At 63.9% G+C, this 19,081-nt stretch carries 17 protein-coding genes; 1 reads left to right on the forward strand and 16 read right to left on the reverse strand.

The window, feature by feature from the left end:
* Window positions 1-44 precede the first annotated feature (44 nt).
* Window positions 45-389 carry a hypothetical protein gene (locus QPK31_RS14270; protein ID WP_290423594.1) on the forward strand — a complete coding sequence of 115 codons (345 nt, stop codon included), beginning with the start codon at window positions 45-47 and terminating at the stop codon, window positions 387-389.
* Window positions 390-535: 146 nt separating this feature from the next.
* Here the strand turns inward: QPK31_RS14270 and cysM are convergent, their stop codons facing one another.
* From cysM to gyrA, 16 genes are all read right to left on the reverse strand, one after another.
* Window positions 536-1,438: a cysteine synthase CysM gene (gene cysM / locus QPK31_RS14275; protein WP_290423595.1), complete on the reverse strand. Its 903-nt coding sequence runs from the start codon at window positions 1,436-1,438 to the stop codon at window positions 536-538.
* A gap of 249 nt (window positions 1,439-1,687) precedes the next feature.
* A complete protein-coding gene (locus tag QPK31_RS14280; protein WP_290423596.1) occupies window positions 1,688-3,061 on the reverse strand; it encodes a M20/M25/M40 family metallo-hydrolase in 1,374 nt (457 codons plus the stop codon).
* A gap of 151 nt (window positions 3,062-3,212) precedes the next feature.
* Window positions 3,213-3,563: a helix-hairpin-helix domain-containing protein gene (locus QPK31_RS14285; protein ID WP_290423597.1), complete on the reverse strand. Its 351-nt coding sequence runs from the start codon at window positions 3,561-3,563 to the stop codon at window positions 3,213-3,215.
* Window positions 3,564-3,786: 223 nt separating this feature from the next.
* Window positions 3,787-4,764, reverse strand: coding sequence for a D-glycero-beta-D-manno-heptose-7-phosphate kinase (gene rfaE1 / locus QPK31_RS14290; protein ID WP_290423598.1), 978 nt, complete (start codon window positions 4,762-4,764; stop codon window positions 3,787-3,789).
* 2 nt (window positions 4,765-4,766) lie between these two features.
* Window positions 4,767-5,942: a lipopolysaccharide assembly protein LapB gene (gene lapB / locus QPK31_RS14295; protein ID WP_290423599.1), complete on the reverse strand. Its 1,176-nt coding sequence runs from the start codon at window positions 5,940-5,942 to the stop codon at window positions 4,767-4,769.
* 81 nt (window positions 5,943-6,023) lie between these two features.
* The gene (locus QPK31_RS14300; RefSeq protein ID WP_290423600.1) at window positions 6,024-6,332 is read right to left on the reverse strand and encodes a lipopolysaccharide assembly LapA domain-containing protein; all 309 of its coding nucleotides are present in this window, start codon (window positions 6,330-6,332) and stop codon (window positions 6,024-6,026) included.
* Window positions 6,333-6,700: 368 nt separating this feature from the next.
* Entirely contained in the window at window positions 6,701-7,006 is a 306-nt protein-coding gene (locus tag QPK31_RS14305; RefSeq protein WP_056344442.1) for an integration host factor subunit beta, read from the reverse strand.
* A 31-nt stretch (window positions 7,007-7,037) separates the two neighbouring features.
* On the reverse strand, window positions 7,038-8,744 hold the full coding sequence (gene rpsA, locus QPK31_RS14310; protein WP_290423601.1) for a 30S ribosomal protein S1: 1,707 nt from the start codon (window positions 8,742-8,744) through the stop codon (window positions 7,038-7,040).
* Window positions 8,745-8,894: 150 nt separating this feature from the next.
* Entirely contained in the window at window positions 8,895-9,557 is a 663-nt protein-coding gene (gene cmk / locus QPK31_RS14315) for a (d)CMP kinase (protein ID WP_290423602.1), read from the reverse strand.
* Window positions 9,558-9,575: 18 nt separating this feature from the next.
* The gene (gene aroA / locus QPK31_RS14320; protein WP_290423603.1) at window positions 9,576-10,913 is read right to left on the reverse strand and encodes a 3-phosphoshikimate 1-carboxyvinyltransferase; all 1,338 of its coding nucleotides are present in this window, start codon (window positions 10,911-10,913) and stop codon (window positions 9,576-9,578) included.
* The gene (locus QPK31_RS14325) at window positions 10,910-11,824 is read right to left on the reverse strand and encodes a prephenate dehydrogenase/arogenate dehydrogenase family protein (protein ID WP_290423604.1); all 915 of its coding nucleotides are present in this window, start codon (window positions 11,822-11,824) and stop codon (window positions 10,910-10,912) included. Before QPK31_RS14325 ends, aroA begins: the two co-directional genes overlap by 4 nt.
* Window positions 11,825-12,928, reverse strand: coding sequence for a histidinol-phosphate transaminase (gene hisC / locus QPK31_RS14330; RefSeq protein WP_290423605.1), 1,104 nt, complete (start codon window positions 12,926-12,928; stop codon window positions 11,825-11,827).
* Window positions 12,929-12,951: 23 nt separating this feature from the next.
* Window positions 12,952-14,022 carry a prephenate dehydratase gene (gene pheA, locus QPK31_RS14335; protein ID WP_290423606.1) on the reverse strand — a complete coding sequence of 357 codons (1,071 nt, stop codon included), beginning with the start codon at window positions 14,020-14,022 and terminating at the stop codon, window positions 12,952-12,954.
* Between the two features lie 333 nt (window positions 14,023-14,355).
* The gene (serC, locus tag QPK31_RS14340; RefSeq protein ID WP_290423607.1) at window positions 14,356-15,465 is read right to left on the reverse strand and encodes a 3-phosphoserine/phosphohydroxythreonine transaminase; all 1,110 of its coding nucleotides are present in this window, start codon (window positions 15,463-15,465) and stop codon (window positions 14,356-14,358) included.
* A gap of 16 nt (window positions 15,466-15,481) precedes the next feature.
* Window positions 15,482-16,057 carry a DUF2059 domain-containing protein gene (locus tag QPK31_RS14345; protein WP_290423608.1) on the reverse strand — a complete coding sequence of 192 codons (576 nt, stop codon included), beginning with the start codon at window positions 16,055-16,057 and terminating at the stop codon, window positions 15,482-15,484.
* Window positions 16,058-16,224: 167 nt separating this feature from the next.
* Window positions 16,225-18,840, reverse strand: a complete 2,616-nt coding sequence (gene gyrA, locus QPK31_RS14350) for a DNA gyrase subunit A (RefSeq protein ID WP_290423609.1) — start codon at window positions 18,838-18,840, stop codon at window positions 16,225-16,227.
* Between the last annotated feature and the right edge of the window lie 241 nt (window positions 18,841-19,081).

Here is a 19,081-nt window from a genome sequence, read left to right on the forward strand (position 1 = left end):
GCCGCTAGCGACTTTCCGTAACCCACATAGGAATTATTGAAATCATGACAAACCAAGTCGGCATTGATATGAACAGCGATGCGGAATCGGATGAACTGCTGCAATACAACCCGAACCGCCTGCTGGACACCCTGATCGAGAACCTGCGCCTGAAGAACGACGCAGCCCTGTCGCGCGCCCTGGAAGTGGCGCCGCCGGTGATCTCGAAAATCCGTCACCACCGCCTGCCGGTCGGGGCTTCGCTGCTGATCCGCATGCACGAAGTCAGCGACCTGTCGATCCGCGACCTGCGCTACCTGATGGGCGATCGCCGCAACAAGTTCCGCATCAGCGACAAGCAATTCAAACCGAAAGAAGGCGCATCGCCAGCCGGCGGCGACCAGTCGTAATCGGGGTTCCGGCCCGGGTGCCGGAGCTTGCGCAGGATTCGCGGCGGTCGTGTGACCGGAATTTTGTGCCAAAAACAAAAGGAGCCTTGCGGCTCCTTTGTTATTTCTGCACTGCCGTCTCAAACAAGCAGGCCGCCATCAGCGGTTCAGGCAGGAAATACCCCGGTTGACAGGTAGCGGTCGCCGCGGTCGCAGACAATGAACACGATGGTGGCGTTCTCCACGGTCTGCGAGATGCGCAGCGCCACTTCGCAGGCGCCGGCGGCCGAGATGCCGCAGAAGATGCCTTCTTCCGCCGCCAGCCGGCGCGCCATCTGCTCGGCCGCGGCCTGGCTCACGTTTTCCACCTGGTCGACGCGGTTCTTGTCGAAGATCTTCGGCAGGTAGGCTTGCGGCCACTTGCGGATGCCGGGGATCGACGAGCCTTCTTCCGGCTGGGCGCCGACGATGCGCACGTTCTCGTTCTGTTCCTTCAGGTAGCGCGACACGCCCATGATAGTGCCGGTGGTGCCCATGGCGCTGACGAAGTGGGTGATGCGGCCTTCGGTATCGCGCCAGATTTCCGGACCCGTGGTGTCGTAGTGGGCCAGCGGATTGTCGGGGTTGCCGAACTGGTCGAGGATGATGCCCTTGCCGTCCTTTTGCATCTGCTCGGCCATGTCGCGCGCGTATTCCATGCCGCCGGTCTTCGGGGTCAGGATGATCTGGGCGCCGTAGGCCGCCATGCTCTGGCGGCGCTCGATCGACAAATTGTCGGGCATCAGCAAGACCATCTTGTAGCCGCTGATCGCCGCGGCCATCGCCAGCGCGATGCCGGTGTTGCCCGAGGTGGCCTCAATGATGGTGTCGCCCTTCTTGATCTGGCCGCGCGCCTCGGCGTGCTTGAGCATCGACATCGCGGCGCGGTCCTTCACCGAACCGGCCGGGTTGTTGCCCTCCAGCTTGCCGAGAATGATGTTGTTGCGGGCGGCGGCATCCGCGCCAGGCAGGCGCACGAGCTGCACCAATGGGGTGTGTCCGATCGTATCTTCGATGGTCTTGTAGGCCATGTTTGCTCTCTTGCTGTACCTTAAAACACCATTTTAAACCGGGACGCGAACGGACGTACGTTGATGGGCCGGGTGGATTTGGCTCGTACGGGTTGGACGTTGTAGGGTGGGCTCTCGAGCCCACGCGGTCTCATCGCTTGACGAGCGGCACACAGACCGAAGATCGCCAGCGTTCGCATCATGTTTAATTTTGTGGAACGCATCGGTACCATACCGCGTGGGCTCAAGAGCCCACCCTACGTCAAACAATCAGCGCAGCGGTGCCGGGTAGGTCGCCGGGCTGACGTTGCCATCCTTGTCGATCGTCTGCACGCCGAAGAACACGTTGTCCTTCGACAGCTTGACCGTCGCTTCCGTCACGTTACCGACATACTGCGCCCCTTCCCACTGCGCCGCCGTGGTATCGCGCCACACGATGCGGTAGCCGGCGACGTCCGGTTCCGGATTCGCGGCCCAGACCAGGGTCGAATCGTTCACCAGCTTGTCGGTGCGCACCTTGACGTCCTTGGGCGCGCTTGGTGCCAGGGCCAGCGAGGCCAGGGCCGCGGCGTTCACCTTGGCCACCTTGGCCGTGTAGTCGAAGTCGACGAACTCGACCAGGTCGCCGTACACCTTGCCGTCTTCGGTGCGCAGGTTCTGGTGCTGGTGCGAGAAGTCCTCGTTCGGTTCGGTGAAGCGCAGCGCCGCATACCCCTGCTCGAGGAATGGCATGTGGTCGCCGCCGCGCAGGTAGCGGTCGTGGCGCTGGATCACGCTGACCTTGAAACCCTTCACATAGCGCTCGCCCTGCTCCTTCACGTGGCGCGCGAGCTGGCGCGAGATCGAATCGTTCTCGCCGCCGGTGGCCACCAGCTGGCGCACGGCGTCGCTCATTTCCTTGGTCGCCGGAATGCTCTGGGCGAACAGGCGCACCTGCTTGTTGTCGACGCGGCCGTCGTCGGCGCGCGAGCTGCCGATGATGTCGTTGGTGAACATGCCGGCCACGTTCAGGTTGTTGGCGCGCGCTTGCTTGGCCCAGTGGCCGGCGCCCAGCAGGCCTTGCTCTTCGGCGGCCACGGCCATGAAGACCAGGGTCGCGTCGAACTTGTACTTGGCCATCACGCAGGCCATTTCCATGACGGCGGCGGTGCCCGAGGCGTCGTCGTTGGCGCCCGGCGCCTTGCCCTCGGCATCCATCACGTCGGTATTGCGCGAGTCGTAGTGGCCGCTGACCACGTACAGGCGCTCCTTCGAGGCGTCCTGGGTGCCCGGCAGGGTGGCGACCACGTTGACGATCTCGGTCGGGCGCGAAATGCGTGCGGAGATCGGGGCGATGTGGCTGTCGAAGCCGACCTGCAGCTTGCCCGCGCCGCAGCGTTCGAGCTCGCTCTTGATCCAGCGGCGGGCCGCGCCGATGCCGCGCGTGTCCGACACGGTATCGGACATCGTGTGGCGCGTTTCGAAGCTGGCCAGCTTCTTGATGTAGGTCTCGATGCGCTTCGGCGAGATCTCGGCGACGATCTTGTCGATCTGCGCCTGGTGACGGGTGGTGTCGGGGCCGGAGATGGCGGCAGTTGCGGCGACGGCGGCGCCGCTGGCGAACAGACCGGCGACGAGACCGGCAATGATGCGGGCGTGAGGCATGGTTTCCTTCTTATCGTTGCGCTTCAATCAAGCAACACATCTTCTCATGCGGATGCCCGTGCCTGCAGTCTTTACACGATAAAAAACCTGCCTGGTCGAGTGAGATGCCAACCGCCCATACCGTTTCTGGTACAGGCGGTCATCTCGACAATTACATGGCCTTGGTCTCGGCCGGCTTGGCTTCTTTCGCGCCTTTCGCCGGCTTCTCGGTTTTCGCGGCCATTGCCGCGCCCTCTTTCGCCTTGCCATTCACCTGCAGGCCGGCTTCGGACAGCTTGGCGGCCTTCTTGTCGCCCATGCCCTTGACGCGTTTCTGCAAATCGGCCCAGTCCTTGAACTCGCCCTTGCCGCGCTCTTCCAGGATGGCTTTCGACATGCTCGGGCCGACGCCCTTCACGCCGTCGAGGGCGGCGGCATCGGCCTTGTTGACGTCTACCTGGGCGAAGGCGAAGCCCGTCGAGGCGGCCAGCGCGGCAATTGCGAGCACTAATTTCTTGATCATGTGGTCTCCATAGTCGTGACAGGAACGGCGGTTGCCGTCCAGCGCGCTTAACGGGCGAGCGGCGGCGCTGTTGACCTGTTGCGGTTGAGGGGGATCAAGCGAGGGGATATGGGGGCGTTGCGAGTGGCGAGCGGAGAAGATGGTGGGTTGGAGAACCCACCCTACAGTGGCGAGGTAGGGTGGGTTCTCGAACCCACCGCTGCTACCTGTGAAGACCGGCGCCTCAAGCGCCGAACAATTCCTCGCGCGTGACGGTGGCCGTACCGAGCTTGCCGACCACGATCCCGCCAGCCCGGTTCGCTGTCGCCAGCGCCACATCCATCGGCACGCCCGCACCCAGCATCGCCGCCATGGTTGCGATCACGGTATCCCCGGCGCCCGAGACGTCGAACACTTCGCGCGCATCGGCGTGCACGTGCAGCACTTCCCGCGCCGTGTACAGGCTCATGCCCTCTTCCGAGCGCGTCAGCAGCAAGGCTTCCAGCCCCAGCTCCTCGCGCAGCGCCTGGGCCTTGTGCGTCAGCTGCTCTTCGCTCTTCCAGCTGCCGACAATCCGCTTCAGTTCCGACTTGTTCGGCGTCAAGATGCTGGCCCCGGCATACGGCGAAAAATCGTCGCCCTTCGGGTCGACCATCACGAACTTGCCCGCTTCGCGCGCGGCGCGGATCATCTCGGCCACGTTCACCAGGCTGCCCTTGTTGTAGTCCGAGAAGATCAGCACGTCGTAGCTCGGCAGCAGCGCCTTGAACTGGGTGAGCTTGTCGCGCAGCACGGTCTCGGTCGGCGCGTCCTCGAAGTCGATGCGCACCATCTGCTGCTGGCGGCCGATCACGCGCAGCTTGATGATGGTGGAGATCGCCTCATCGCGCTGCAGGTAGCTGTGGATGCTGGAGTCGCGCAGCAGGGTTTCCACCTGCGTCCCGGCTTCGTCCTTGCCGACCACGCCCAGCAAGCCGCTGTGGGCGCCCAGGGCGGCCGCATTGCGCGCCACGTTGGCGGCGCCGCCCAGGCGCTCCTCGCGCCGTTCGATGCGCACCACCGGCACCGGCGCTTCCGGCGAAATGCGCGAGACCTCGCCGAACCAGTAGCGGTCGAGCATGACGTCGCCGACCACCAGCATGCGCACCTGGTCGAGCTTTTCCGGCGCCGGGCCGAGATAGTCTTCTGCCGCCAGCAGGCGGGATGGAATGACGATGTCCATGGTCAGTTCATCACGTTCAGTTCTTCGGTACGGCGCGGCGGGTAGGTTTCCCAGTTGCTGCAACCCGGGCATTGCCAGTAGTACTGGCGCGCCTTGAAGCCGCAGTGGCTGCACTGGTAGCGCGCCAGCTTCGCGGTATAGCCGTGGATCAGGTTCTTCACCATCGACAGCTCTTCCCAGATGTGGGCCGGGGCATCCATGAGTCGCGCCTCCAGCAGTTTATCCAGGCCGAGCAGGGTCGGGTTACGTCGGAGTTCATCGATGACGAGCCCCTTGGCCGACTCCACGCCGTCGAGTTCGATGACGGCCTTGAACACCACGTCCAGCAAATCGATCGAGGACGCTTCGGCCAGGTAGGAACGCAGCAGGTTCACACCCTCTTGCGGGCGGCCGACGCGGCGATAGCCGTCCATCAGGCGGCCGGCAACCAGGGCCACGTGCGGCACGCTTTGCTGTTCCACACGCTTCCACACGGTGAGCGCACTTTCGACCTCGCCCTGGGCCAGGAGGGCATCACCCAGCAGCATGGTGGCGCGTACGCTGTTGCGGTCGGCGTGCAGGGCTTTGTCCAGCAGCGACAGTGCATCCGGCAAATCGCTGCGCACCAGGGCGTCCTGGGCAAGCTCGCAATAGAACTGGGCGATTTCCTTCTGGCGCGCGCCGGCGCCCGAGGATTGCAGGCCGCTGGCGGCGTCGATGGCGCGGCTCCATTCCTTTTCGCGCTGGTAGATTTCCAGCAAGGCTTTGCGTGCCTGCACGCTGTAGCTGCCTTCGACCAGGCCGTTGAAGGTTTCCTCGGCGCGGTCCAGCAGGCCGGCTTTCAGGTAGTCCATGCCGAGTTCGTACTGGGCGTGGGTGCGCTGCTCGAGCGGCAAGTCCGGGCGCGCCAGCAAATTCTGGTGGACGCGGATGGCGCGCTCGATCTCGCCGCGGCGGCGGAACAGGTTGCCGAGGGCAAAGTGCATGTCGGCCGTTTCCGGGTCGAGCGTGACGATCTCGATGAAGGCGTCGATGGCTTTGTCGGGCTGGTCGTTCAGCAGGTGGTTCAGGCCCTTGAAATAGGCGCGCGGCAGGGTGCGCGATTCGGAGACGAGTTGGCGGATATCGACGCGGGCGGCGATCCAGCCGAGGCCAAAGAGAACGGGAATGGCCAGCAGCCACCAGATTTCAGCTTCCATGGGTTTCTTTTTATGTGTGTATGACGAGTCAGGTGCAGTGTAACGCAGGGCAGCAAGCTGCGCGCTTGCCGCTTTTGCCGCTCAGCGCGGGGTCGGCGTGACGGCGTCCGCAGCCGGTTGGGCGGCGCCGGTGCCGGCGGCGCTTTGCAGCGCCTGGATGGTGTTCTTGTGCTGCGAGGTTTCGCGGCGGTGACGGAACACGGTGGGGGTGACGGCCAGGATGCCGAGGGCGGCGCCGGCCACAAAGAAGGCGAGCAGCATCAGGACCAGCGGGCCGCGCAGTTCGTAACCGAGGAAAAAGTGAAGGTCGACTGCCTGCGTATTCTTCAGCGCGAAGCCGAAGAACAGGACGAACAGGATGAAGCCTGCGATGGTAGAGACGAATTTCATCGGGTGGTTTGCCTGGGGCGGTCTGCAAAGGCGCAGTGTCGCATATCTACAGGATTCTTTCAAAGTCGCGTGGCCGGAACTCGACCGAAGCCACGGTCCGTAGGGTGGGCCGGGCCGCGCTAGGCACCCCGTGCCCACGCGGAAGCCTGCATGGTGTTGGCCGCACAAACGCACAGCCCGCGGCCCCATTTTGGCGCAACGGGTTCGCTCGAATCGACGCCAACAATGCTCACCGTTCCGCGTGGGCCCGGGGTGCCCACCCTACGGTACAAGCCGCGAGCCGTATCAAACGGCATCGATATGGCGGGCGGATACACATAAAAAAACGGCGCCCCGAAGGACGCCGTTCTTGTTGGCTGGCAGACGATTCAGTCTTCGATGATCGGTTGCCCGACCATCGCATCCACCCGCTCGCGCAACTGCTTGCCCGGCTTGAAGTGGGGCACCCGTTTTTCGGGCACCATCACCTTGTCGCCGGACTTCGGGTTGCGTCCGATGCGGGGCGGACGGCTGTTCAACGCGAAGCTGCCGAAACCACGGATCTCGATGCGCTGCCCGGTCGCCAGGGCGTTGGTCATCGCATCGAGGATGGTCTTGACAGCGTACTCCGCATCCTTGGCGACCAGCTGAGAGTAACGCTCAGCCAGTCGTGCAATCAGCTCGGACTTGGTCATCTGGTCGCCTTAGAGAACTATTAGTTCTTGCTCAGTTCTTATTATCGAACTTGGCCTTCAGCAGTGCGCCCAGGCTGGTGGTGCCCGATGCGGCGCTGCTGTCCGAAGCCAGCTTGCTCATCGCTTCCTGGGTGTCGGCACTGTCTTTCGCCTTGATCGACAGCTGGATGCTGCGAGCCTTGCGATCGATGTTGATGACCAGTGCTTCGACCTTGTCGCCGACTTTCAGGTGGGTGCCGGCATCTTCCACGCGGTCGCGTGCGATTTCCGAAGCGCGCAGGTAGCCTTCGACTTCTTCGTTCAGGGCGATCACGGCGCCTTTTGGCTCAACCGATTTCACGGTGCCGGTGACCAGCGAACCCTTGTCGTTCAGGGCTGCGAAGTTGTTGAACGGGTCGCCTTCCAGCTGCTTGACGCCCAGCGAGACACGCTCGCGCTCGACGTCGATGGCCAGAACAACGGCTTCCAGCTCGTCGCCCTTCTTGAAGCGGCGGACAGCTTCTTCGCCGGCTTCGGTCCACGACAGGTCGGACAGGTGCACCAGACCATCGATGTTGCCTGGCAGGCCGATGAAGACGCCGAAGTCGGTGATCGACTTGATCGAACCCTTGACCTTGTCGCCCTTCTTGTGGGTCATGCCGAAGTCGTCCCATGGATTCGCCTTGCACTGCTTCATGCCCAGCGAGATACGGCGACGCTCTTCGTCGATTTCCAGGACCATGACTTCGACTTCGTCGCCCAGCTGCACGACTTTGTTCGGGGCCACGTTCTTGTTGGTCCAGTCCATTTCCGACACGTGAACCAGGCCTTCGATGCCTTGTTCCACTTCGACGAACGCGCCGTAGTCGGTCAGGTTGGTGACTTTACCGAACAGGCGGGTGCCTTGCGGGTAACGACGCGACAGACCGGTCCATGGATCGTCGCCCAGCTGCTTGACGCCCAGCGAGACGCGGTTCTTTTCCTGATCGTACTTGAGGACCTTGGCGGTGATCTCTTGGCCAACCGACAGGACTTCCGACGGGTGACGCACGCGACGCCATGCCAGGTCGGTGATGTGCAGCAGGCCGTCGATGCCGCCCAGGTCGACGAACGCACCGTAGTCGGTGATGTTCTTGACGACGCCGGTGACCACGGTGCCTTCTTTCAGGGTTTCCATCAGCTTGGCGCGCTCTTCGCCCATCGATGCTTCGATGACGGCGCGACGCGACAGGACGACGTTGTTACGCTTGCGGTCCAGCTTGATGACCTTGAATTCCAGGGTCTTGCCTTCGAACGGGGTGGTGTCCTTGACTGGACGGGTGTCGACCAGCGAACCCGGCAGGAAGGCACGGATGCCGTTGGTCAGGACGGTCAGGCCGCCTTTGACTTTACCGTTGACGGTACCGGTGACGATTTCGCCCGATTCCATCGCTTTTTCCAGTGCCAGCCACGACGCCAGGCGCTTGGCCTTGTCGCGCGACAGGATGGTGTCGCCGAAGCCGTTTTCCAGCGACTCGATAGCCACGGAAACGAAATCGCCGATTTGAACTTCCAGTTCGCCCTGGTCGTTCTTGAATTCTTCGACCGGGATGAAGGCTTCCGACTTCAGGCCAGCGTTGACGATGACGAAGTTGTGATCCAGGCGGACGACTTCAGCCGAGATGACTTCGCCCGAACGCATATCCTGGCGTTGCAGCGATTCCTCGAAGAGGGCTGCGAAGCTTTCCATACCGGTATCTTGGGTGGTTGCAGTAGACATAGGTGATTTACATGTTAGCCAGCAGGACCAGCGATGGTGTGGTTCTGAACTGGGTCAGGTTGAAACAAAGCCCGGACAGGAATCCTGCACGGGCGGCCTTTACAACATTTACAACGGGTCCGAATTAAAGCATCCGGAGACTTCTGGTATTTACAACAATGCGTTCCAATGGAGCACTTGTTCCACTGCTTCATCGACCGTCATGTCCGACGTATCGAGGATATACGCACCCTCTGCCGGCACCAGCGGGGCGACGCTGCGATGGGTATCGCGTTCGTCGCGCGCCTGCAAATCAGCCAGCAGACCTTCCATATTAGCAGAAATTCCTTTGCCAATCAATTGCTTATATCGGCGTTCCGCGCGTGCTTCCACACTTGCCGTCAGGAACACTTTGAGGCGTGCGTTGGGGAAGATGACGGTCCCCATGTCGCGCCCGTCGGCCACCAGGCCGGGGGCTTTACGGAAGCCCAGCTGCAGGCCGTACAGGGCCTGGCGCACCGCCGGCAGTGCCGCGATCTTCGAGGCGCTGTTGCCCACTTCCTCGGCGCGGATCGCCGCCCCCACCTCCTCGCCGGCCAGGAAGATGTCGCCGTTGGCGAAGGTGGCCGGCAGCTCGGCGCCCAGCTTCGCCACCGCGTGTTCGTCGTCGAGGGCGACGCCGGCACGGATCGCGGACAAGGCCGTCAGGCGGTACAGCGCGCCCGAGTCGAGAAGGTGGTAGCCGAGACGGTCGGCGACGCGCGCGGCAACGGTGCCCTTGCCGGAGGCGGTCGGGCCGTCGATGGTGATGACGGGGATGTGGGAGTTGGGCATGGTGTTCTTCTTTTTTACTTAAAACAGTTCGTTGCGGGCGATGCCGGCAAACGCTTCGAAATAGTCGGGGAAAGTCTTGGCGACGCACTTCGGGTCGTTGATGCGCATGGCGTTGCCGCGGCGCGCCTTGCCGTCCAGCGCGGCGAGCGAGAAGCACATCGCCATGCGGTGGTCGTCGTAGGTGTCGATGGTGGCCGGCAGCAGTTCGTGCGGTGGCGTCACACGGATGTAGTCGGCGCCCTCCTCTACGATCGCGCCGACCTTGCGCAGCTCGGTCGCCATGGCCGCCAGGCGGTCGGTTTCCTTCACGCGCCAGCTGGCGATGTTGCGCAGGGTGCTGGTGCCGTCGGCATACAGCGCGGCCACGGCAATCGTCATCGCCGCGTCGGGAATGTGGTTGAAGTCGGCGTCGATGGCTTTCAACACGCCGTTCGAGCGCGCCTCGATCCAGTTGTCGCCACGGGTGATGGTGGCGCCCATGCGTTCGAGCGCGTCGGCAAAGCGCACGTCGCCCTGGATACTCTGCTCGCCCACGCCCTCGACCCGCACCGGGCCGCCGCCGATGGCGCCGGCCGCCAGGAAGTAGGACGCCGAGGACGCATCGCCCTCGACGTGGATGCTGCCGGGACTGCGGTAGCGCTGGCCCGGCTGCACGGTGAACGAGGACCAGCCGGCCTGCTTCACTTCCACGCCGAAGCGGCGCATCAGGTTCAGGGTGATCTCGATGTAGGGTTTCGAGATCAGTTCGCCGACCACGTCGATGGTGACCGCGTGGCCGCGCGTCATCAGGGGCGCGGCCATCAGCAAGGCGGTCAGGAACTGGCTCGACACGTTGCCGCGCACCGACATGCGGTTGGCGTGGATATGGCCGCGCTTGATGTGCAGCGGCGGGAAGCCCGGCTCGCCGGTGTACTCGATCTGGGCGCCGACTTCGTTCAGCGCGTCGACCAGGTCGCCGATCGGGCGCTCGTGCATGCGCGAGACGCCGTGCAGGGTGTAGCTGCCGCCGATCACGGCCAGGGCCGCGGTGAGCGGGCGGATCGCGGTGCCGGCATTGCCCATGAAGAGGTCGGCCTCGTGGTTCGGCAGTTCGCCGCCGTTGCCATGCACGATGACCGTGCGCTCGTCGACTTCTTCCCACTGAATGCCGAGCGAGCGCAGCGCGCCCAGCATGACCAGGGTGTCGTCCGAGGCCAGCAGATCGTGGATGGTGGTCGTGCCTTCGCTCAGCGCGCTAAGGAGCAGCGTGCGGTTCGAGATGCTTTTCGAGCCCGGCAGGCGCACCGTGCCCTCCACGTGCATCACGGGTTCCAGGTCGATGTGCTGCGGGTAGTGTTTCGGCTTTTGCTGCGTCATTGAGGTTCCTGATTTGAAGCTGATCCTGGGACGGGAGGCTCGGCTGTCTCGATGGCCTCGCTCCAGGCCCGGCGGGCGCGCTGCGCATTCGTATAGATGGCTTCCAGCCCTGGACCGTCGTTCGCGGCCAGGCGTGCGCGCAATGCTGTCAATTGTGCCAGATATGCATCCAGCTCGGTAAGAAGCGCATCGCGGTTGGCCAGGCTGATGTCGCGCCACATTTCGGGCGAGGAGCCGGCGATGCGCGTGAAGTCGCGGAAGCCGCTGGCGGCGTACTGGAACAGCAGGTCCGCGTGCGGTTTATGCGCGATGTCGTCCACCAGCGCATAGGCCAGCAGGTGCGGCAGATGGCTGACCGCGGCGAACACGCTGTCGTGCTGCTCGGGCGTGAGGGTGTGGATGAGCGCACCGCACAGGCGCCAGGCGGCGGCGACCAGGCCGACGTCGCCCGGGGCGTTTTCCGGCAGCGGCGTGATCACCGTCTTCTTGCCCTGGTAGAGGTCGGGCAGCGCGGCATCCGGGCCGTTCGATTCGCGGCCGGCGATCGGGTGGCCCGGCACGAACTGCCTGGCACGCTCGCCCATCACGGCGCGCGCGGTGGCGGTGACGTCGGACTTGGTGCTGCCGGCGTCGGTGATCACGGTGCCCGACTCCAGATATGGCAGCAGCGTTTCCAATATCCGCGCCGTCTGCGCCACGGGAGCGGCTAGCAGCACCAGGTCGGCGCCGCTCATCGCCTCTTGCGGCGACGTGGTCGCCACGTCGACGATGCCCAGCTCCAGCGCACGCGCCAGCGCTTGCGGCGAACGCTCCAGGCCCACCACTTCACGCACCGCGCCGGCGGCCTTCAGCGCCAGCGCGAACGACCCGCCGATCAGCCCAACGCCGACGATGACGACTTTGCCCAGCATTTACGCGAGCGTCTTCTTCAGCGCGTCGATGAAGGCCGCGTTTTCCTGCGGCAGGCCGATCGAGATGCGCAGCCACTGCGGCAGGCCGTAGGCGCCCACCGGACGCACGATCACACCCTGCTTCAGCAGCGCCAGGTTGACGCGCGCGCCGGCCCCTTCGTCCTCACCCACACGCACCAGCACGAAGTTGCCGAACGACGGCACATACTCCAGGCCCAGTTCGTCGAAGGTGGCGGTCAGCTGCTTGTAGCCTGCCGCGTTGTTCTCGGCGCCCTTGGCCAAGAATGCCTTGTCGTTCAGCGCCGCAATCGCCGCCGCCTGGGCCAGCGAATTCACGTTGAAGGGCTGGCGGATGCGGTTCATCAGGTCGGTGACCGCCGGCTGGGCAATCGCGAAACCGACGCGCAGGCCGGCCAGGCCGTAGGCCTTGGAGAAGGTGCGCGAGACAACCAGGTTGGGGTACTTGCGCACCCAGTCGGCCGACTCGAACTGGTTTTCAGGGGCCAGGTATTCGTTGTAGGCCTCGTCCAGCACGACGACCACGTTCGACGGAACCTTGTTCAGGAAGGCTTCGATCTCTTGCGCGCCGATGAAGGTGCCGGTCGGGTTGTTCGGGTTGGCGACGAACACCAGACGCGTGTCGGCGTCGATGGCGGCGGCCATGGCGTCGAGGTCGTGGCCGTACTTCACGGCCGGCACCACGATGGCGCGTGCGCCTACGCCTTGCGTGGCCAGCGCGTACACGGCGAACGAGTACTGCGAGAACACCACCGCCTCACCCTTTTGCACGAATGCGTGGGCGGCGATTTCCAGGATGTCGTTGCTGCCGTTGCCGAGGGTGATCCAGTCGGCCGGCACGTCGTAGCGCTCGGCCAGGGCGGCCTTCAGTTCGAAGCCGTTGGCGTCCGGGTAGCGGCCCAGTTCGGCGGCGGCTTTCGCCATCGCGGCCTTGCTCGACTCGGGGATGCCGAAGGGGTTCTCGTTCGATGCGAGTTTGACGATGGCCGCTTCGTCGAGGCCGAATTCGCGGGCGACTTCAGCGATGGGTTTGCCGGCCTGGTAAGGGGCGATGGCACGAACGTACTCTGGACCGAATTGCGTCATGGTTTGTCTCAAGAAAGTAGAAATTAGAGGCCGACCGGGTAGGAACCCAGCAGCTTGAAGAAGGCGGCATTGTCCTGCAGGTCGTGCAGGGCGCGCGCGACGGGTTCGTCCACGCGGTGGCCTTCGACGTCGACGTAGAAGTAGTATTCCCAGTTGCCGGTGCGCGCCGGGCGCGATTCGAAACGGCTCATCGACACGCCGTGCGTGGCCAGCGGCGCCAGCAAATTGTAGACCGCGCCGGCCCGGTTCGGCACCGCCAGCACCAGCGAGGTGCGGTCCTTGCCCGAAGGCGTGGTGGCATGCTGGCCGATGACCACGAAGCGCGTGCGGTTGTGCGGGTCGTCCTGGATGTGGGCCTGGACCACGCCAAGCGCGTACTGTTCGCCTGCCATTTCGCTGGCGATTGCCGCCACCGACGGGTCGCGACTGGCCATCACGGCCGCTTCCGCGTTCGAGGCCACGGCGCGGCGCTCGATGCCGGGGTGGTGCAGGTTCAGCCACACCTGGCACTGGGCCAGGGCCTGCGAGTGGGCGCAGATGGTCGTGATGCCGTCCATGCTGCCGCTCTTGCTCATCAGGCTGTGGTGGACCGGGATCGACACTTCGCCGCTGATGATGGTGGTCGTGGCCAGCATCAAATCGAGCGTGCGGTTGACCGCGCCTTCCGACGAGTTCTCGACCGGGACCACGCCGAAGTCGGCGGTGCCGGCCTCGGTGGCGCGGAAGACTTCGTCGATCGAGGCGCACGGCAGGCCTTCGACGGCACTGCCGAACTGTTGATACACGGCCTGCTCGCTGAAGGTGCCGGCCGGGCCGAGATAGGCGACGGTGACGCGCTTTTCGAGCGCGCGGCAGGCGGACATCACTTCGCGGAAGATGGTCTGCAGGTCGTGGTCCTTGAGCGGACCGCCATTGCGCTCGGCCACGCCGCGCAGCACCTGGGCTTCGCGCTCGGGGCGGAACACCGGGGCGTCGGTTTCGGCCTTCACGTGGCCGACTTCCTGGGCCAGCCGGCCGCGCTGGCTCAGCAGGTCGAGGATTTGCGCGTCGATGGCGTCGATCTGCTGGCGCAGGGGGAGAAGTTTGTCGTTCATTGTTGTGCTAACTGTTGGCTTATCGTTATTTGCGTTGACGGTGACCGTACGGTGGGCACCCCGTGCCCACGCGAATGCATGCGTCGTGTTGGCCCGGTTATCGCAGCGCTCCTATCATGTTGCGCCATATCCCGGGATGCCTCCGCGGCTTCGCATCGGCTCGCGGCTTGAACAAGGTTCGCGCTGTGCCGGCTTCCGCGTGGGCACGGAGTGCCCACCCTACGGTTCCGGCCGCAGGCCGCATTCATGGCCGCAGGCCGCGCATCCACCATCGGCCGCAGGCCACATTCGAGGCCGCAGGCCGCGCATCCATTATCGGCCGCAGGCCGACACTCACCGCCCCGCAAACTCGTTCAAATAATCGACCAGTGCCTGCACACCTTCGATCGGCATCGCGTTGTAGATCGATGCCCGCATACCGCCGACGGACTTGTGGCCCTTCAGCTGCAGCAGCCCGCGCGCCTTGGCGCCGGCCAGGAATTGCTCATTCAACCATTCATCGCGCAAATAGAACGGGATATTCATGCGCGAGCGACATGATTGGTCGACGCGGTTGGCGTAGAAATCATCCCGGTCCAGCGCCTCGTACAGCAGGCGCGCCTTCTCGATATTACGCGCTTCCATTGCCGCCACGCCACCTTGCGCCTTCAGGTGCGCAAACACCAGGCCGGCGATATAGATCGCGTAGGTCGGCGGCGTATTGAACATCGATTCGTGCTCGGCGACGTTCTTCCAGTTGAAAGCCGACGGGCAAATCGGCAGCGCGTGCTCCAATAAATCCTCGCGCACGATCACCAGCGTCAGCCCGGCCGGCCCGATGTTCTTCTGGGCGCCGGCAAAGATCACGCCGTACTGCGACACGTCGATTCTCCGCGACAGGATGTGCGAGGACATGTCCGCCACCAGCGGCACGTCGCCCGGCACCTGCGGCACGTCGCCCGGCACCTGCGGCACGAAGTTGTATTCGACGCCGTCGATGGTTTCGTTGGTGCACACATGCAGGTAGGCCGCGCCCTCGGTCAGCTGCCACGACGCCTGATCCGGCACCGAGGTGAAGCCGCCGGCCTGGCTCGAGGCCGCCACATTCACCTGCGCATAGCGCGCCGCTTCCTTGATCGACTTGCCCGACCACGACCCCGTATGCACGAAGTCGATCACCGCCGGCTCGCGCACGCGCCCCAGCAGGTTCATCGGGATGATGGCGTTCTGGCCGAGTCCCCCGCCCTGCATGAACAGGATGCGGTAGTTGGCCGGCACCGCCAGCAGCTCGCGCAGGTCGGCCTCGGCCTGCCTGTAGATCGAGATGAATTCGGGACCACGGTGCGACATCTCCATCACCGACATGCCGCTGCCCTGCCAGTCGAGCATTTCGCTGGCGGCCTGCTGCAACACGGCCTTCGGCAAGACAGCCGGTCCGGCGGAGAAATTGAATACCTGGGTCATCGTGGTCCTTTCCGTTTTATTTCTTGGCGTCCTTGGTCAGCGATTGCATCAGCTTGTTGATGCGCGGCGCCATGATCTGGTTACTGATCGCCATGCCTTCGCCCATCAGCTGCGGCGTGGTGGCCAGCATCTTCTGGCCGACCGGGCTCTGGTAGAAGGCGCTCATCTGGCGCACTTCGTCGAGGGTGTAGGTGCGGGCGTAGATCGGCACCAGGGCGTCGAGCATCTCTTCCATCAGGCCCGGATCGCTGAACAGCGTGTGCAGGGCCGCGCCGATTTGCGGAACCGCCTTTTCCATCTCGGCCAGCTTGGCCTGCTTCGCCTTGGCATCGAGCTTCGGATCGGCATTGACGGCAGCGATGGCCCCGGCGCGCATGTTCTGCGGCAGGCTCACTTCCATCTGGGCGAAGGTGGCCTTCATGATGTCGCGGTACTTCATCGCCTCGAACATCGCGCGGACAGCGGCGCTGATCTGCGGATCGACGGCGCCGGCGGCAGCCGGTGCCGCAGGTGCTGCGGGTGCTGCAAGAACGGCAGGCGCGGCGCCGGACAAGGCGATGACGCTGGCAAAGGCGACGAGGAATTTCTTCATTGTTCTTCTCCTTCAGGTAACGGCTCTAACGGCCGGTCGATAAAAAACCGCCTGCCGCGACCCCGGAAGGGGAAGCGCACAGGCGGTCTTTGAAACACACAACACACAACACGGCCGGGACAGATCGATGTGCGCAACACGTCGCTCGCATCATGCCCGGCCCCGCCTTATTCCGGCGGCGTTTCGAGTTCGACCTCTTCGAGATCGGTCTCGACCACGCGCTGCAGGCCCGACAGCTTGGTGCCGTCTTCCACCGCGATCAGCGTCACGCCCTGGGTCGCGCGGCCCATCTCGCGGATCTCGGCCACGCGGGTGCGGATCAGCACGCCACCGGTGGTGATCAGCATGATCTCGTCGTTGGCGTCGACCAGGGTCGCGGCCACCACTTTGCCGTTGCGTTCGGACTGCTGGATCGCGATCATGCCCTTGGTGCCGCGGCCGTGGCGGGTGTACTCCGTGATCGGGGTACGCTTGCCGAAGCCGTTCTCGGTGGCCGTGAGCACCGACTGCTGCTCGTTCTCGGCCACCAGCAGGGCGATGACTTGCTGGCCCTCTTCCAGGTTCATGCCGCGCACGCCGCGCGCGGTACGGCCCATCGGGCGCACGTCGTTCTCGTCGAAGCGCACCGCCTTGCCGCCGTCCGAGAACAGCATCACGTCGTGCTCGCCGTCGGTCAGCGCGGCGCCGATCAGGAAGTCGCCCTCGTCGAGGTCGACCGCGATGATGCCGGCCTTGCGCGGGTTGCTGAAGTCGCGCAAAGGCGTCTTCTTGACGGTGCCCAGCGAGGTCGACATGAACACGTAATGGTCTTCCGGGAAGGTGCGGTTTTCGCCCGACAGCGGCAGGATGACGGTGATCTTCTCGTTGTCCTGCAGCGGGAACATGTTCACGATCGGCTTGCCGCGCGAATTGCGCGAACCCTGCGGCACTTCCCACACCTTCAGCCAGTACATGCGGCCGCGGTTGCTGAAGCACAGCATGTAGTCGTGGGTGTTGGCGATGAACAGCTGGTCGATCCAGTCCTCGTCCTTGGTCGCCATCGCCTGCTTGCCGCGGCCGCCGCGCTTCTGGGCGCGGTACTCGGCGATCGGCTGCGACTTCATGTAGCCGGTGTGCGAGAGCGTGACCACCATGTCCTGCGGCGTGATCAGGTCTTCGGTATCGAGGTCGCTGGCGTTGTGCTCGATGGCCGAACGGCGGCCGTCCTTGCCGTTCTCGGCGTAGTCGCTCTTGATCTGCACCATCTCGTCGCTGATGATGGTGGTCACGCGTTCCGGGCGGGCCAGGATGTCGAGCAGGTCGGCGATGTGGGCCATCACTTCCTTGTACTCGTTGACGATCTTGTCCTGCTCCAGGCCGGTCAGGCGCTGCAGGCGCATCTGCAGGATTTCCTGGGCCTGCTCGTCCGACAGTTTATACAGGCCGTCCTGCTGCATGCCGTAGTGCTTCGGCAGGTGCTCGGGGCGGAAGGCCTCGATGCCGCCGGCGGCGCCGGTCTCGGTACGGCTGAGCATTTCACGGACCAGCGACGAATCCCAGGCCTTCTGCATCAGCTCGACTTTCGCCACCGGCGGCGTCGGCGCGGCCTTGATGATGGCGATGAAGTCGTCGATATTCGCCAGTGCCACGGCCAGGCCTTCGAGCATGTGCCCGCGCTCGCGTGCCTTGCGCAGCTCGAACACGGTGCGGCGCGTGACCACTTCGCGGCGGTGCGACAGGAAGCACTCCAGCATCTGCTTCAGGTTCAGCAGCTTCGGCTGGCCGTTCACCAGCGCCACCATGTTCATGCCGAAGGTGTCTTGCAGCTGGGTCTGCTTGTACAGGTTGTTCAGCACCACTTCCGGCACTTCGCCGCGTTTCAGCTCGATGACTACGCGCATGCCCGATTTGTCGGACTCGTCGCGGATGTCGGAAATGCCTTCGAGCTTCTTCTCGCGGACGTTGTCGGCGATACGCTCGAGCAACGACTTTTTATTTACCTGGTACGGCAGCTCGTCGATGATGATGGCCACGCGGCCGCCATCCTTGCCGTACTCTTCGAAGTGGGTCTTGGCGCGCATCACCACGCGGCCGCGGCCGGTGCGGTAACCGTCGCGCACGCCCGAGACGCCGTAGATGATGCCGGCGGTCGGGAAGTCCGGCGCCGGGATCAGTTCGATCAGTTCGTCGATGGTGCAGTCCGGGTTGCGCAGCAGGTGCTGGGCGCCGTTGATGACTTCCGACAGATTGTGCGGCGGGATATTCGTGGCCATGCCGACCGCGATGCCCGAGGAGCCGTTGATCAGCAGGTTCGGGATCTTGGTCGGGAGGACCGTCGGTTCCTTCTCTTTGCCGTCATAGTTCGGCTGGAAGTCGACGGTGTCCTTGTCGATGTCGGCCAGCAGTTCGCTGGCGATCTTGTCGAGACGGCACTCGGTATAACGCATCGCCGCCGCGCTGTCGCCGTCGATCGAGCCGAAGTTGCCCTGGCCGTCGACCAGGGTGTAGCGCAGCGAAAAGTCCTGGGCCATACGCACCAGCGTGTCGTAGATCGACAAGTCGCCGTGGGGGTGGTACTTACCCATGGTGTCGCCGACCACGCGCGCGCACTTCACGTACGGACGGTTGTAATTGTAATTACTTTCGTGCATCGAATAGAGCACGCGGCGGTGCACCGGCTTCAGGCCATCGCGCACATCCGGCAGCGCACGGCCCACGATCACGCTCATCGCGTAATCGAGGTAGCTCTTGCGCATCTCTTCTTCGAGGGAAATCGGGACTGTTTCTTTTGCGAATTGATCCATTGGGCGTGTCGACTGCTTTCAGGCTGTGGATTTATGAATTACAAGCGAACGATTTTACCATGGGAGCCCCCTCCGCAGCGTAATTCGGAGGCAATAGCCCATGTTCACAAGACACTTGCCAAGTACGCACAATTGAAGTTTTGACACATGCTTGTCATAAACCTTCGTCAAGCTAGCGTGCTCTGGCAATACATTGTTGCGCAGAAACAACGTGTCAAAATGTGATGCACCGCAAATGGGC

Origin of the sequence: Massilia sp. YIM B02769, assembly GCF_030411995.1 — a bacterium.
Taxonomy (GTDB): Bacteria; Pseudomonadota; Gammaproteobacteria; order Burkholderiales; family Burkholderiaceae_D; genus Telluria.

What these genes read in the sequence shown, in the direction of transcription:
- gyrA (WP_290423609.1), bottom strand. Translation starts at nt 18,840, where the DNA reads ATGGATCAATTCGCAAAAGAAACAGTCCCGATTTCCCTCGAAGAAGAG.
- QPK31_RS14270 (WP_290423594.1), top strand. Translation starts at nt 45, where the DNA reads ATGACAAACCAAGTCGGCATTGATATGAACAGCGATGCGGAATCGGAT.
- serC (WP_290423607.1), bottom strand. Translation starts at nt 15,465, where the DNA reads ATGACCCAGGTATTCAATTTCTCCGCCGGACCGGCTGTCTTGCCGAAG.
- QPK31_RS14325 (WP_290423604.1), bottom strand. Translation starts at nt 11,824, where the DNA reads ATGCTGGGCAAAGTCGTCATCGTCGGCGTTGGGCTGATCGGCGGGTCG.
- pheA (WP_290423606.1), bottom strand. Translation starts at nt 14,022, where the DNA reads ATGAACGACAAACTTCTCCCCCTGCGCCAGCAGATCGACGCCATCGAC.
- rpsA (WP_290423601.1), bottom strand. Translation starts at nt 8,744, where the DNA reads ATGTCTACTGCAACCACCCAAGATACCGGTATGGAAAGCTTCGCAGCC.
- QPK31_RS14305 (WP_056344442.1), bottom strand. Translation starts at nt 7,006, where the DNA reads ATGACCAAGTCCGAGCTGATTGCACGACTGGCTGAGCGTTACTCTCAG.
- cmk (WP_290423602.1), bottom strand. Translation starts at nt 9,557, where the DNA reads ATGCCCAACTCCCACATCCCCGTCATCACCATCGACGGCCCGACCGCC.
- hisC (WP_290423605.1), bottom strand. Translation starts at nt 12,928, where the DNA reads ATGACGCAATTCGGTCCAGAGTACGTTCGTGCCATCGCCCCTTACCAG.
- lapB (WP_290423599.1), bottom strand. Translation starts at nt 5,942, where the DNA reads ATGGAAGCTGAAATCTGGTGGCTGCTGGCCATTCCCGTTCTCTTTGGC.
- aroA (WP_290423603.1), bottom strand. Translation starts at nt 10,913, where the DNA reads ATGACGCAGCAAAAGCCGAAACACTACCCGCAGCACATCGACCTGGAA.
- cysM (WP_290423595.1), bottom strand. Translation starts at nt 1,438, where the DNA reads ATGGCCTACAAGACCATCGAAGATACGATCGGACACACCCCATTGGTG.
- rfaE1 (WP_290423598.1), bottom strand. Translation starts at nt 4,764, where the DNA reads ATGGACATCGTCATTCCATCCCGCCTGCTGGCGGCAGAAGACTATCTC.
- QPK31_RS14285 (WP_290423597.1), bottom strand. Translation starts at nt 3,563, where the DNA reads ATGATCAAGAAATTAGTGCTCGCAATTGCCGCGCTGGCCGCCTCGACG.
- QPK31_RS14300 (WP_290423600.1), bottom strand. Translation starts at nt 6,332, where the DNA reads ATGAAATTCGTCTCTACCATCGCAGGCTTCATCCTGTTCGTCCTGTTC.
- QPK31_RS14345 (WP_290423608.1), bottom strand. Translation starts at nt 16,057, where the DNA reads ATGAAGAAATTCCTCGTCGCCTTTGCCAGCGTCATCGCCTTGTCCGGC.
- QPK31_RS14280 (WP_290423596.1), bottom strand. Translation starts at nt 3,061, where the DNA reads ATGCCTCACGCCCGCATCATTGCCGGTCTCGTCGCCGGTCTGTTCGCC.